The organism is Frigoribacterium sp. CF331 (assembly GCF_057787905.1).
Genome location: NZ_CM173545.1, coordinates 286031 through 300588, shown reverse-complemented (window position 1 = coordinate 300588; position 14558 = coordinate 286031). Strand labels below are relative to the sequence as shown.

The 14558-nt window shown below is 70.9% G+C and carries 12 protein-coding genes; all 12 read left to right on the top strand.

Annotated elements, in window-relative coordinates; translation table 11 throughout:
- Positions 1–87: 87 nt before the first annotated feature.
- From pheS to tyrS, 12 genes are read left to right on the top strand one after another with little or no spacing between them, the layout of a single operon-like run.
- On the top strand, positions 88–1128 hold the full coding sequence (gene pheS, locus AC3CCI_RS01355) for a phenylalanine--tRNA ligase subunit alpha (protein ID WP_488627879.1): 1041 nt from the start codon (positions 88–90) through the stop codon (positions 1126–1128).
- Complete coding sequence (pheT, locus tag AC3CCI_RS01350; protein ID WP_488627878.1) at positions 1128–3638, top strand: phenylalanine--tRNA ligase subunit beta; 2511 nt, start codon at positions 1128–1130, stop codon at positions 3636–3638. Before pheS ends, pheT begins: the two co-directional genes overlap by 1 nt.
- A 58-nt stretch (positions 3639–3696) precedes the next feature.
- Entirely contained in the window at positions 3697–4746 is a 1050-nt protein-coding gene (argC, locus tag AC3CCI_RS01345; protein ID WP_354595653.1) for an N-acetyl-gamma-glutamyl-phosphate reductase, read from the top strand.
- The gene (argJ, locus tag AC3CCI_RS01340) at positions 4743–5900 is read left to right on the top strand and encodes a bifunctional glutamate N-acetyltransferase/amino-acid acetyltransferase ArgJ (protein ID WP_488627877.1); all 1158 of its coding nucleotides are present in this window, start codon (positions 4743–4745) and stop codon (positions 5898–5900) included. Before argC ends, argJ begins: the two co-directional genes overlap by 4 nt.
- On the top strand, positions 5900–6946 hold the full coding sequence (gene argB / locus AC3CCI_RS01335; protein ID WP_488627876.1) for an acetylglutamate kinase: 1047 nt from the start codon (positions 5900–5902) through the stop codon (positions 6944–6946). The genes argJ and argB overlap by 1 nt, the downstream gene beginning before the upstream one ends.
- 2 nt (positions 6947–6948) lie before the next feature.
- Positions 6949–8145: an acetylornithine transaminase gene (locus AC3CCI_RS01330; protein WP_354595650.1), complete on the top strand. Its 1197-nt coding sequence runs from the start codon at positions 6949–6951 to the stop codon at positions 8143–8145.
- Positions 8142–9062 carry an ornithine carbamoyltransferase gene (gene argF, locus AC3CCI_RS01325; RefSeq protein ID WP_488627875.1) on the top strand — a complete coding sequence of 307 codons (921 nt, stop codon included), beginning with the start codon at positions 8142–8144 and terminating at the stop codon, positions 9060–9062. The genes AC3CCI_RS01330 and argF overlap by 4 nt, the downstream gene beginning before the upstream one ends.
- 53 nt (positions 9063–9115) lie before the next feature.
- Positions 9116–10318: an argininosuccinate synthase gene (locus tag AC3CCI_RS01320; RefSeq protein WP_354595648.1), complete on the top strand. Its 1203-nt coding sequence runs from the start codon at positions 9116–9118 to the stop codon at positions 10316–10318.
- Positions 10315–11781, top strand: a complete 1467-nt coding sequence (argH, locus tag AC3CCI_RS01315) for an argininosuccinate lyase (RefSeq protein WP_488627874.1) — start codon at positions 10315–10317, stop codon at positions 11779–11781. Before AC3CCI_RS01320 ends, argH begins: the two co-directional genes overlap by 4 nt.
- Entirely contained in the window at positions 11778–11915 is a 138-nt protein-coding gene (locus tag AC3CCI_RS01310) for a hypothetical protein (RefSeq protein ID WP_488627873.1), read from the top strand. Before argH ends, AC3CCI_RS01310 begins: the two co-directional genes overlap by 4 nt.
- Positions 11916–11937: 22 nt before the next feature.
- Positions 11938–12582: a DNA-3-methyladenine glycosylase gene (locus AC3CCI_RS01305; protein WP_488627872.1), complete on the top strand. Its 645-nt coding sequence runs from the start codon at positions 11938–11940 to the stop codon at positions 12580–12582.
- A gap of 35 nt (positions 12583–12617) precedes the next feature.
- Positions 12618–13931 (top strand): tyrosine--tRNA ligase, encoded by a 1314-nt coding sequence (gene tyrS / locus AC3CCI_RS01300; protein ID WP_488627871.1) that lies wholly within the window; start codon positions 12618–12620, stop codon positions 13929–13931.
- The last annotated feature ends 627 nt before the right edge of the window (positions 13932–14558 follow it).

Here is a 14558-nt window from a genome sequence, read left to right as displayed (position 1 = left end):
CGCCTCCTCGTCCCCGGCCCGCGCCTCCTCGTCGTCCCCGACCAGGAGGCGCGGGTCGCCTCCGCAAGATCGCTAAGCTTGGTTCTCGTGTCAGACTCCGTTCCCCTCACCGAAGACGCCGTCGCGTCGGCGGTCGACGCCGCCCTCGCGGCGATCGCCACGGCCGCGACCGTCGCCGAGCTCAAGACCGCGCGTGCGCAGCACGTCGGCGAGGCCTCGGTGCTGGCGCGCCTGAACGCCGGCCTGCGCGACCTGCCGAACGACCAGAAGGCCGCGGCGGGCAAACTCGTGGGCCAGGCCAGGGGTCGCGTCGGCCAGGCCGTCGCCACGCGCGAGGCCGAACTGGCCGTGGTCGAGGAGAACGCCCGGCTCGCGGCCGAGACCGTCGACGTCACGGCCCTGCCGTCGCGTCGTCGCGCCGGGGCCCGTCACCCCCTGACGCTGCTGCAGGAGCGCATGGCCGACCTGTTCGTCGGCATGGGGTGGGAGGTCAACGAGGGCCCCGAGCTCGAGCACGAGTGGTTCAACTTCGACGCCCTGAACTTCGACGCCGACCACCCGGCGCGGGCCATGCAGGACACCTTCTTCGTCGACCCCGTCGACCGTCACCTGGTGCTGCGCACGCACACGTCGCCGGTGCAGATCCGCACGCTGCTGTCGAGAGAGCTGCCGGTCTACAACGTCGCCCTCGGCCGGGTGTTCCGCACCGACGAGCTCGACGCGACGCACACGCCCGTCTTCACCCAGCTCGAGGGCATCGCCGTCGACGAGGGGCTGACCATGGCCCACCTGCGCGGCACGCTCGAACACCTCGCGCGGTCGATGTTCGGCGCCGAGGCGCAGATCCGCCTGCGCCCGAACTACTTCCCCTTCACCGAGCCCAGCGCCGAGATGGACGTCTGGCAGCCGAACGCCAAGGGCGGCGCGCGGTGGGTCGAGTGGGGCGGTTGCGGCATGGTCAACCCGAACGTGCTGCGCGCGGCGGGCATCGACCCCGAGCGCTACCAGGGATTCGCCTTCGGCATGGGCATCGAGCGCACACTGCAGTTCCGCAACGACCTGAACGACATGCGCGACATGGTCGAGGGCGACGTCAGGTTCAGCGAGCAGTTCGGGATGGTGGTCTGATGCGGGTTCCGCTGAGTTGGCTGGGCGAGTTCGTCGACCTGCCGGGTGACGTGTCGCTCGAGAGCGTCCACGCCGCCCTCGTGTCGGTCGGGTTCGAAGAAGAGGACGTGCACGTCGGCGACGTGACCGGCCCTCTCGTGGTCGGGCAGGTGCTCGAGTTCACGCCCGAGCCGCAGAAGAACGGCAAGACCATCAACTGGTGCCAGGTCGCCGTGGGGCCGAACGCGGCGACCGAGCCCGACGACGTCCGCGGCATCGTCTGCGGTGCCCACAACTTCGTCGTCGGTGACAAGGTCGTCGTGTCGTTGCCCGGCGCCGTGCTGCCCGGCCCCTTCCCGATCGCCGCGCGCAAGACCTACGGGCACGTGTCCGACGGCATGATCGCCTCGACCCGAGAACTCGGTCTCGGCGACGAGCACGACGGCATCCTCGTGTTGTCGTCGCTCGGCCTCGACCCCGAGGTCGGCACGGACGCCATCGCACTGCTCGGACTCGACGAGGCGGCGGTCGAGATCAACGTCACGCCCGACCGCGGCTACGCCTTCAGCATCCGCGGGGTCGCCCGCGAGTACTCGCACGCGACCGGTGCGACCTTCCGCGACCCGGCGTCGCTCGTGTCGCCCACCCCGTCGACGGGGTTCTCGGTCGTCGTCGACGACCAGGCGCCGGTGCGAGACCGCGTGGGCGTCCAGACCTTCACCACCAAGGTGGTCCGCGGCATCGACGCGACGCGTCCCACGCCGCCCTGGCTGGCCTCGCGCCTCCGCCTGGCGGGCGTCCGCAGCATCTCGCTGCCGGTCGACGTCACGAACTACGTCATGTTCGAGCTCGGCCAGCCCATCCACGGCTACGACCTCCACAAGGTCAGCGGGGGGCTCTCGGTCCGCCGGGCGGCACCCGGCGAACGCCTCGAGACCCTCGACGGTCAGGTGCGCGACCTGCACCCCGAAGACCTCGTGATCGCCGACGAGTCGGGTGCCGTCGGCCTGGCGGGCGTCATGGGCGGTGCCTCGACCGAGATCGGCGAGGGCACGACCGACGTCCTGATCGAGGCCGCGACCTTCGACCCGACCTCCGTCGCTCGAACCGCCCGTCGCCACAAGCTGCCCAGCGAGGCGTCCAAGCGCTTCGAGCGCGGTGTCGACCCCCAGGTCGCCGAGGCGGCCGCCCAGCGCGTCGTCGACCTGCTCGTCGAGCTCGCCGGCGGCACGGCCGACACGCTCGGGTCTCGGTGGGACGCGTCCTCGACGCCCGAGACGATCACCTTGCCGGCCCACCGGCCGGCGAGCCTCATGGGCGTCGACTACACCGACGACGAGGTGTCCGCAGCCCTGACGGCGATCGGTGCGCGCGTCGAGCGTGCCGGCGACGACTGGCTCGTCACCCCGCCGACCTGGCGCACCGACCTCGTCGACCCGGCGTCGCTCGTCGAAGAGGTCGCCCGCATCACCGGCTACGACCGCATCCCCTCCGTCCTGCCGGTCGCTCCGGCCGGGCGCGGCCTCAGCCGTGAGCAGCAGTTGCGACGGCAGGTCTCGAACGGGCTCGCCGCGTCCGGGTCCACCGAGGTCGCCGCGTACCCGTTCGTGTCGTCGGCCCAGAACGCCGCCTTCGGTTCGAGCGACGGCACCGTGCTGCCCGCCGTCCGGCTCGCGAACCCGCTCGACTCGGCTGCTCCCGAGCTGCGGCGTTCCCTCGTGCCCGGCCTCCTCGAGGTCGCCCGTCGCAATCTCGGTCGCGGCCTCGTCGACCTCTCGCTGTTCGAGGTCGGCACGGTGTTCCTGCCGGTCGAGGGCGTCGCCTACGGCAGCGCCGAGGTGCCCTTCGGGGCCGCGCGTCCCGACGACGCGACGTTGTCCGCCCTCGCCGAAGCCCTTCCTCCCCAGCCACGACATCTCGGGCTCCTCGCCGCAGGCACCGTCGTCGACCGTGCCCCGGGTCAACCCGCCGTCGCGGCCTCGCTCGCCGACGTGCTCGACGCCGTGCGCGTCGCGGCGTCCTCCGTCGCCGCCGCGGTCTCGTTCCGCCAGGCCCGGCACGTGTCGCTGCATCCCGGTCGCACGGCCGAGGTCCTGGTCGGCGACGAAGTCGTGGGCATCGCCGGCGAACTGCTGCCGAGCGTCGCGTCCGACCTCGACCTGCCCCGCGTGGTGGCCGTGGCCGAGCTCGACCTCGACCGTCTGCTCGCCCTCGCCGCGGTCGAACCGTCCACCTCCGCCCTGTCGTCCTATCCTGCGGCGACGCAGGACCTCTCTCTCGTGGTGGGCGTCGACGTCCCCGCGGGCGACGTCCTCGCCGCGGTCCGCGACGGCGCCGGCCCCCTGCTCGAGAGTGCCCGACTGGTCGACGACTACCGGGGTGCCGGGTTGCCCGACGCGTCGAAGTCGCTCACCTTCGCCCTCCGCTTCCGGGCCGACGACCGCACCCTCACCGCGGCCGAGGCCTCCGAGGCCAAGTCCGGCTCCGTCCGCCTGGCCGGCGAGCGATTCGGGGCGGCGCTCCGCGACTGACACTCGCCCGGCGCCGCCGCCCCTGATCCCAGGCCGATTCGAACATTAGGGTGGACGCATGCCTTTCTCCGTTGCCGTGGCCGGCGCGAGTGGTTACGCCGGTGGTGAGCTGTTGCGCTTGCTGGCCGAGCATCCCGACTTCGAGGTGCAGACCGTCACCGCGTTCCAGAACGCCGGTCAGCGACTCCTCTCGGTGCAGCCGCACCTGCGCTCCCTCGCGCACCTGACCCTGGTCGAGACGACGCCCGAGGCCCTCGCCGGCCACGACGTCGTGTTCCTCGCGTTGCCCCACGGCAAGTCGGGGGCGATCACCGCGCAGCTGCCCGACGACACGCTCGTCGTCGACTGCGGTGCCGACCACCGGCTCACCGACGAGTCCGCCTGGCAGACCTTCTACGGCGGCGAGTTCTTCGGCGCCTGGTCGTACGGCCTGCCCGAGCTGGTCCTCGGCGACGCACCCGGACGCCAGCGTGACGCCCTCGTCGGCACCAAGCGCATCGCGGTGCCCGGCTGCAACGTGACGGCCGTCACCCTGGGGCTGGCTCCCGGCGTCCAGGCCGGAGTGGTCGAGACCGCCGACATCGTCACCGTGCTGGCCGTGGGCCCGTCCGGGGCGGGCAAGGCGCTCAAGACCCACCTGTTGGCGAGCGAGCTGATGGGCTCGGCGTCCGCCTACGGCGTGGGCGGCAGCCACCGGCACGTCCCCGAGATCCAGCAGAACCTCCGCGTCGCCGGGGCGACCGAGGTGAACGTCTCGTTCACGCCCGTGCTCGTCCCGATGTCGCGCGGCATCCTCGCCACGACCACGGCGCGCCTCGCCCCGGGCGTCTCGGCCGGCGACGTCCGGTCCGCCTGGCAGCAGGCCTACGCGAACGAGCCGTTCGTGCACCTCCTGCCCGAGGGCGAGTTCCCCCGCACGGCGGACACCCTCGGGGCGAACACCGCGCTCATCGGCCTCGCCGTCGACGAGGCCGCCGACCGCGTCGTCGTCGTCAGCGCCATCGACAACCTCGTCAAGGGCACCGCGGGCGCCGCGATCCAGTCCGCGAACATCGCCCTCGGCCTGCCCGAGACCACCGGCCTCGGCCAGAACGGAGTCGCCCCGTGAGCGTCACCGCAGCAGCCGGCTTCGAGGCCTCGGGCGTCGTCGCCGGCCTCAAGAGCACCGGAGCCCCCGACGTCGCCCTGGTCGTCAACCGGGGCCGCAGCACCGCCGCCGCCGCCGTCTTCACGAGCAACCGGGCGAAGGCCAATCCCGTCCTCTGGTCGCAGCAGGTCGTCTCCGACGGTCGCGTCGACGCCGTCGTCCTCAATTCCGGAGGCGCGAACTGCTTCACCGGGGCCTTCGGCTTCCAGACGACCCACTCCACGGCCGAGACCGTGGCCCAGGCCCTCGACCTGTCGGCCACGGACGTCCTCGTCTGTTCCACGGGGCTGATCGGAGTCGGCGACCAGCGGTTCCGCGACAAGGTCCTGGCCGGGTCCACCGCGGCGGCTGCGGCGTTGTCGGCCGACGGCGGTCTCGACGCGGCCACGGCCATCATGACGACCGACACCAAGCCGAAACAGGCCGTCGTGTCGGGCGACGGCTGGGTGGTCGGCGGGATGGCCAAGGGCGCCGGCATGCTCGCGCCGGGGCTCGCCACGATGCTCGTCGTGCTGACGACCGACGCGGACGTCGATCCGGTGGGCCTCGACGCCGCGCTCCGCGAGGCGACCCGGGTCACGTTCGACCGTCTCGACTCCGACGGCTGCATGTCGACCAACGACACCGTCGTGCTGCTGGCCAGCGCCGAGTCCGGTGTCGCGCCTCCTTCCGGCGACTTCGCCGCGGCGGTCACGGCGCTCTGCGCCGACCTCGCCGAGCAGCTCCAGGCGGACGCCGAGGGCGCGTCGCACGACATCCGCATCGAGATCGTCGGGGCGGCGTCGGACGACGACGCCGTCGAGGTCGGTCGGTCCATCGCCCGGAACGCCCTGTTCAAGGCGGCCGTCTTCGGCAACGACCCCAACTGGGGTCGCGTGCTGGCGGCGATCGGCACCACCTCGGCCGAGTTCGACCCCTACGACGTCGACGTGACCATCAACGGCGTCCGGGTGTGCCATGCCGGTGCCCCCGACCGGCCGAGCGACGAGGTGGACCTCACCCCGCGGGCGGTCCACGTCCTCGTCGACCTCAAGACGGGCCCTGTCGAGGCGACGATCCTGACGAACGACCTCACGCACGACTACGTGCACGAGAACAGCGCGTACTCCAGCTGATGGGCGTCCACACGAACACGGGCGCCACGGCTGCCGACGAGCAGGAGCTGGCCGCGGTCAAGGCCTCGACGCTGATCGAGTCCTTGCCCTGGCTCAAGCGCTTCTCGGGCAAGGTGGTCGTCGTCAAGTTCGGCGGCAACGCCATGGTCGACGACGCCCTCAAGCAGGCGTTCGCCGAAGACATGGTCTACCTCCGCTACGCGGGGCTGCACCCGGTCGTCGTCCACGGCGGCGGGCCGCAGATCTCGGCGGCGCTGGACGCAGCCGGCATCGAGAGCGAGTTCCGCGGTGGCTACCGGTACACCTCGACCGAGGCGATCTCCGTCGTCCGCGACGTCCTGGCCGGCGAGGTGAACCGCGAGATCGTCGAGCTGATCAACGAGCACGGTGACCTGGCCCGCGGTGTCTCGGGCGAGGGCTCGACGTTGTTCGAGGGGCGCAAGCGCGGCGTCGTCGTCGACGGCGAGACCTTCGACCTGGGCCACGTGGGTGACGTCACGCACGTCGACCCCTCCTCGGTGCTGGCCGAGATCGCGGCGGGGCGCATCCCCGTCGTCTCGTCGATCGCGACCAACCGGGTCGACCCCGAGCACGCCCTGAACGTCAACGCCGACGCCGCGGCGGGCGCGCTGGCCATCGCCCTCGGCGCGGCCAAGCTCGTCGTGCTGACCGACGTCGCCGGGCTCTACGCCGACTGGCCGAACCGGGACTCGCTCGTCGAGGCCATCACGGTCTCGGCCCTGACCGACATGCTGCCGACCCTCGAGTCGGGCATGATCCCCAAGATGCGCGCCTGCCTCGACTCGGTCGTCGGCGGCGTGGGCGGGGCGACCATCATCGACGGTCGCATCCCGCACTCCATCCTCCTCGAGGTGTTCACCCAGCGCGGGTCGGGCACCGAGGTGGTCCCCGACGACAGGGCGGCCTCGACCGGCGCGCCCGTCGTCACCTCGTTCGGCACCCCCGCCGGCGAGCCCGTCACCACCCGGGGCGCAACCCCGGGCGGCCCTGCCGCGAGCGGCACCGACACGAAAGGACAGTCGTGACCATGATCCAGACCCAAGGCGGTACCTGGCAGCGCCGATTCGGCGACTCGATGATGCGCTCGCTGTCCACGCCGAAGGTGATGCTCGACCGGGGCGAGGGCTGCCAGGTCTGGGACGTCGACGGCAAGCGCTACCTCGACTTCCTGGCCGGCATCGCGGTGAACGCCCTCGGGCACGCCCACCCGGTGCTCGTCGAGGCGCTGAGCGAGCAGGCGAGCAAGCTGATCCACGTCTCGAACTACTTCGCGACGGCCCCCCAGGTCGAGCTCGCCGAACGGTTGACCCGCATCAGCGGCGCCGGCGAGCGGGGGCGCGTCTACTTCGGCAACAGCGGGGCCGAGGCCAACGAGGCCGCGGTCAAGCTGGCCCGCCTCAACCGCGGCGACGGTTCGCGCACGCGCATCCTCGCCCTGCAGAACTCGTTCCACGGCCGCACGATGGGCTCGCTCGCGTTGACCGGCAAGCCCGCGCTGCGTGAGCCCTTCGAGCCGATGATGCCCGGGGTGGAGCACATCGACACGACGATCGAGGCCCTCGAAGCGGCCCTCGACGACACGGTCGCGGCACTGTTCGTCGAGCCGATCAAGGGCGAGGCCGGCGTCGTCGACCTGCCCGACGGCTACCTCGAGCGGGCGCGAGAACTGACCACCCGACACGGTGCCCTCCTGATCCTCGACGAGATCCAGACCGGCATCGGCCGGACCGGCTCGTGGTTCGCGTTCCAGCAGCACGACCTCGTCCCCGACGCCATCACGGTGGCCAAGGGCATCGCCGGGGGAGTCCCGATCGGTGCGCTCATCACCTTCGGTGACGCGTCCGACCTGTTCGAGGCCGGGCAGCACGGCAGCACCTTCGGGGGCAACCCGCTCGCCACCGCCGCGGCTAACGCCGTGCTCGGAGAGATCGAGGCGAGCCAGCTCGTGCTCAACGCGATCGTCCGAGGTGACCAGCTGCGGGCGGCCGTCGAGGCGATCGGTTCGCCCCTCGTCGGCGAGGTCCGGGGCGCCGGACTCCTGATCGGCCTGGGCCTGACCCAGCCCGTGGCGGCACGGATCGCGGCCGACGCCCTCGAGGCCGGCCTCATCGTCAACGCACCGAACGACTCGAGCATCCGTCTCGCGCCTCCGCTCATCGTCGGCGACGACGAGATCGCCGAGTTCATCCAGATCATGACCACCGTCCTGAAAGGCCTCGAATGACCCGCCACTTCCTCCGGGACGACGACCTGACGACGGCCGAGCAGCTCGAGGTCCTCGACCTCGCCGACGAGCTCAAGCGCGACCGCTGGTCGCAGCGGCCGCTCGCCGGCCCGCAGACCGTCGCCGTCATCTTCGACAAGTCGTCGACGCGCACCCGGGTGTCGTTCGCCGTCGGCATCGCCGACCTCGGCGGCAGCCCGCTGATCATCGCCACGGCGAACAGCCAGCTCGGCGGCAAGGAGACGCCGTCGGACACGGCCCGCGTGCTCGAGCGCATGGTCTCCGCCATCGTCTGGCGCACCTACGCGCAGTCCGGCCTCGAAGAGATGGCGGCGGGGACGACCGTCCCCGTCGTCAACGCCCTGAGCGACGACTTCCACCCGTGCCAGTTGCTGGCCGACCTGCAGACCATCCGCGAGAAGAAGGGCACGCTCGCCGGGCTCACGGTCGCGTTCGTCGGCGACGGCCGCTGCAACATGGGCCAGTCCTACCTGCTCGCGGGCGCCACCGCGGGCATGCACGTCCGCATCGGCGCACCCGAGGGTTTCCTGCCCGACCCGACCGTGGTGGCCGACGCCGAGGCGATCGCGGCCCGGACGGGCGGCTCGGTGCTCGTCACGACCGACGCCGTCGAGGCGGTCACCGGCGTCGACGTCGTCGTGACCGACACCTGGGTGTCGATGGGCAAAGAGGACGAGAAGGACGAGCGCGTCGCCGTCTTCGGGTCGTTCAAGGTCGACCAGGCGCTGATGGCCCGGGCCGACGCGGACGCGATCTTCTTGCACTGCCTCCCCGCCGACCGCGGGTACGAGGTCACGGCCGACGTCATCGACGGCCCCACCAGCGTCATCTGGGACGAGGCCGAGAACCGGCTGCACGCTCAGAAGGCGCTGCTCACCTGGCTGCTGGCCCGCTGAGCGCACCCACCACCACACACTCGTAGACACACCCACACCACACAAGGAGAACCATGGCGGAACGCGTCGTCCTCGCATACTCAGGAGGCCTCGACACCTCGGTCGGCATCGGCTGGTTGGCCGACGCCACCGGCAAGGAGGTCGTCGCCCTGGCCGTCGACGTCGGACAGGGCGGAGAGGACATGGAGGACATCCGTCAACGCGCCCTCGACTGCGGCGCCGTCGAGTCCGTCGTCGTCGACGCCAAGGAGGAGTTCGGCACGGACTACCTGATGCCGGCACTCAAGGCCAACGCGCTGTACCAGAAGACCTACCCGCTGGTCTCGGCCCTCAGCCGTCCGCTGATCGCACGTCACCTGGCGTCGGTCGCGAAAGAGCTGGGTGCGAACAGCGTCGCGCACGGCTGCACGGGCAAGGGCAACGACCAGGTCCGCTTCGAGGCGGCCGTCGCGGCCCTGGCCCCCGACCTCACGAGCATCGCCCCCGTCCGAGACCTCGCCCTCACCCGTGACAAGGCGATCGTCTACGCGGAAGAGCACGCCCTCCCGATCCGTCAGAGCGCGAAGAACCCCTACTCGATCGACAAGAACGTCTGGGGCCGCGCGGTCGAGACCGGCTTCCTCGAGGACCCCTGGAACGCCCCGATCGAGGACCTGTACGAGTACACGCAGGACCCGGCCGTCGTCCGTGACGCCGACGAGGTCGTCATCACGTTCGAGGCCGGCGTGCCGACCGCGATCGACGGCGTGGCGTTCACCCCCCTCGGCATCGTCGAGCGCATGAACGAGCTGGCCGGCAAGCACGGCGTCGGCCGCATCGACGTCGTCGAGGACCGCCTGGTCGGCATCAAGAGCCGTGAGGTCTACGAGGCGCCCGGCGCGATGGCCCTGATCGCCGCGCACGAGGCGCTCGAGGCCCTGACCATCGAGCGCGACCTCGGCCGCTACAAGCGCGGAGTCGAGGCCGAGTGGTCGAACCTCGTCTACGACGGCCTCTGGTTCTCGGGTCTCAAGCGCTCGCTCGACGTCTTCATCGACGACACCCAGAAGTACGTGTCGGGCGAGATCCGCCTCAAGCTGCAGGGTGGTCGCGCCGTCGTCACCGGCCAGAGGAGCGACGCGAGCCTCTACGACTTCGACCTCGCGACCTACGACACGGGCGACACCTTCGACCAGTCGCTGTCGAAGGGATTCATCGAGATCTGGTCGCTGCCGAGCAAGATCTCGGCTCGTCGCGACCTGGCCCACGGGGCGTGACCGGCGAGAACGGGGCCGGTGACGGGCCCGGCGGCAACCAGCGCGCAGGCGAGGCGGGCGCCCTCTGGGGCGGCCGCTTCGCCTCCGGGCCGTCCGCCGAGCTCGCGGCGCTCAGCAAGTCCACGCAGTTCGACTGGCAGCTCGCCTCGTACGACATCGCCGGGTCCCGGGCGCACGCCCGGGCTCTGGCGGCGGCGGGCTACCTCGACGCCGCCGAGCTCGACGCGATGGTGGCGGCGCTCGACCGTCTCGAGTCGGACGTGCTCGACGGCACCTTCACCGCGTCCGAGTCCGACGAGGACGTGCACTCCGCCCTCGAGCGGGGTCTCATCGGCATCGCCGGCCCCGAGCTCGGAGGCAAGCTGCGGGCGGGCCGCAGCCGCAACGACCAGATCGCCACCCTCGTGCGCTTGTACCTGCGCGACCACGCCCGAGTCATCGGCCGGCACGTCGTCGACCTGGTCGACGCCGTCGCGGGCCAGGCGACCGCCCACCCGACGGCCGTCATGCCCGGTCGGACGCACCTCCAGCACGCCCAGCCGGTCCTGTTGGCGCACCACCTCCTGGCCCACGCCTGGCCCCTGGTCCGCGACCTCGAGCGCCTGCGCGACTGGTCACGCCGAGCCGGTGCGTCGCCCTACGGTGCAGGTGCCCTCGCCGGCAGCTCGCTCGGTCTCGACCCGCTGTCGGTCGCGACCGAACTGGGGTTCGACCGCACGACCGAGAACTCGATCGACGCGACGGCCAGTCGTGACGTCGTGTCCGAGTTCGCGTTCGTGACGGCCTCGATCGGCATCGACCTCTCGCGCCTCGCCGAGGAGATCATCCTCTGGAACACCCGCGAGTTCGGCTTCGTCCGGCTGCACGACGCCTTCTCGACCGGGTCGAGCATCATGCCGCAGAAGAAGAACCCCGACATCGCCGAGCTGGCACGAGGCAAGTCCGGTCGACTGATCGGCAACCTGACGGGTCTGCTGGCGACCTTCAAGGGGCTGCCGCTGGCGTACAACCGCGACCTGCAAGAGGACAAAGAACCGGTCTTCGACTCGGTGAGCCAGCTCGAGGTGCTGCTGCCGGCCTTCACGGGCATGGTGGCGACGCTCGACTTCGACGAAGGCCGCATGGCCGAGCTGGCCCCGCAGGGGTTCTCGCTCGCGACCGACGTCGCCGAGTGGCTGGTCCGCCAGGGTGTCGCCTTCCGCGACGCGCACGAGATCAGCGGCGAACTGGTGAGGTTCTGCGAGCAGCACGACCTCGAGCTGCACGAGCCCACCGACGAGCAGTACCGAGCGATCTCGCCGCACCTCACCGGCGAGATCCGACCGGTCCTGACGGTCGAGGGGTCCATCGCGAGTCGCCGCGGCGCCGGGGGCACGGCTCCCGAACGGGTGGCCGAGCAGCTCGCGCAGCTCACCGAGCAGATGCGTCACCTCGTCCAGGCCCTCGACCCGGTGGCGGCGTGAGCCCTCGCCGCACCGGGCCGGGCGACGACCGGCCGACCCGCGCCTGGGTCGTGCCGGTCGTCGTCGCCCTCGCCGTGGCCGTCCTCGTGGCCGTCGTGGTGATCACGCTCGCCAGCGGGCAACGATTCTTCTGAGCGGCGTGGGCACGAGGGGGCGGTGAGCGCGACGACCGCCGACGACAGCCTCGCGAGGCTGCTGGCCGAGCCGGCGCTGGAGGTCGCGCCGCGCCTCCTCGGCTCGGTCTTCTGGTCCGGGCGGGTCGGGGTCCGCCTGACCGAGGTCGAGGCGTACCACGGCCAGGGTCAGGACCCCGGCTCGCACGCGCACCGCGGTCGTTCGGCGCGCAACGGCAGCATGTTCGAGGACGCCGGCACCCTCTACGTGTACCTGTCGTACGGCATCCACCGATGCGTCAACATCGTGTGCGGTCCCGAGGGGTACGCATCCGGTGTCCTCCTGAGGGCGGGTGAGGTCGTGGCCGGCCTCGACGAGGCACGGAGCCGTCGGACGACGTCACGATCGCCGGCCGACCTCGCCCGTGGGCCCGGTCGGCTCGGCTCCGCCCTCGGCATCGAGCTCGGCGACGACGGCTCGCGCCTCGTCGACGACGCCCCCGGTCAGGAGGCGCGGTTCCGGCTGCGACTCCCGTCCGCACCGGTCGGCCCCGTCGCCGCCGGCCCCCGCGTCGGTGTGTCGGGTCACGCCGGCGGCGACGCCTTCCCCTGGCGGTTCTCGCTCGAGGGCGACCCGACGGTCTCGCCCTACCGGGCAGCGGTGTCCCGCCGACGCGGTGGGGCGTGACGAGGGGGACCGCGGCCGCTGGTAGCGTGTCGCGCGTGACCAGTGAAACGACCGCCGACGTGCTGGCAGCCCAGAGCAACGACCCGTCGTTCGACGACGTGTGGGACGAGTTGCAGTGGCGCGGCCTGGTGCACGTCTCGACCGACGCCGACGCACTGAAGACCTTGCTCGCGGGCGACCCGATCACGTACTACTGCGGATTCGACCCGACGGCGCCGAGCCTCCACCTCGGCAACCTCGTGCAGTTGCTCACGATGCGCCGCCTGCAGCTCGCCGGTCACCGGCCGCTCGGCCTCGTGGGCGGTTCGACCGGTCTCATCGGCGATCCTCGACCCACCGCCGAGCGGGTGCTCAAGACGCCGGAGCAGACCGCCGAGTGGGTCGACCGCATCCGCGTGCACGTCGAGAAGTTCCTGTCACCGGACGGTGACAACGGCCTCCGCGTGGTCAACAACCTCGACTGGACGTCACCGCTCAGCGCCATCGAGTTCTTGCGCGACATCGGCAAGAACTTCCGCGTCGGCACGATGCTCAAGAAGGACGCCGTGGCCGCCCGGCTGAACTCGGACGCCGGCATCAGTTACACCGAGTTCAGCTACCAGATCCTTCAGGGCCTCGACTTCCGCGAGCTCTACCGCAGCCACGGCTGCGTGCTCCAGACCGGCGGCAGCGACCAGTGGGGCAACCTCACGAGCGGCACCGAGCTCATCCGCCGCACCGAGGGCGTCTCGGTGCACGCCATCGGCACCCCGCTCATCACGAACACCGACGGCACGAAGTTCGGCAAGAGCGAAGGCAACGCCGTCTGGCTCGACGCCGAGCTGACCAGCCCCTACGCCATGTACCAGTTCTGGCTCAACACCGACGACGCCGACGTCGTCTCGCGGCTCAAGGTGTTCACGTTCCTCTCGCGCGCCGAGATCGAGCGGTTCGCCACGGCCGTCGCCGACGAACCCTTCCGTCGGGAGGCGCAGCGCGCCTTGGCCTGGAACGTCACGTCCCTGGTCCACGGCACCGCGGCCACCCGTTCGGCCATCGACGCCGCCGCGGCCCTCTTCGGCCAGGGCGACCTCGCCCTCCTGGACGGGTCGACCCTGCGGAGCGCGATCGCCGAGTTGCCGGCCGCCACGGCCGATTCGTCCACCACGGTCGCGCAAGCCCTCGTGGACTCGGGTCTCGTCACGTCGCTCGGGGCGGCGCGTCGCGCCACCGCCGAGGGCGGCGTGTACGTGAACAACGCCAGGGTCGAGAACGGCGACGCACTCGTGGCCGACTCTCAACTGCCCGGGGGAGTCGTCGTGCTCCGGCGGGGCAAGAAGACGTTGGCCGGCGTGACCGTCAAGGTCTGAACCGGCAGCCGTCCGGTCCGCCCAGAAGCCCGCACTCCTCGTCGAGGAGTGCGGGCTTCTCTGCGTCCGGAGGGGCGGACGGCAACCGGATGCCCGAGTTTCCGGGCCTCGCAACCGCGACACGCCCGGGATGCGTGGAGATTTGGGGGTGGGGCCGACGGCCTGTGTAAAGTAATCCGAGTCAGCCCAAAGGTGCGGCGGAGCGGCCAGGACAGCGACCAGAGATGGTCCCGATCCGGAGCTCACCGGCCTCAAGTGGTGACATCCTCCCCGAGATCACGTCGTTTACGACGAGAGAATCGTGTGGTAGGGTTTCAAATCCATCCTCTGGTTCTTCCAGGCGCTGGTCTTCACGAGTTGGAGATCGGAAATCGAGTCGGTTTGACTTGGTCCACCAGGATGGTATGGTTCCACAGCAGCTTCGAGCGAGGGTCTAACAAGACTGGGTCTCGAGTGCGTTTGGTCCTTGAGAACTCAACAGCGTGCACATTGTCAAATGCCAAATTATACCCTGGCATTGCTTGTGGCTTCACCGTTTGGTGGGGTTGTGAGTGGTGTTTAGGTTTCTTTGAGATTGATGGACAACAACAATCGTCAGATTGTTTTGTTCTTTAGTCAGCATCAAAT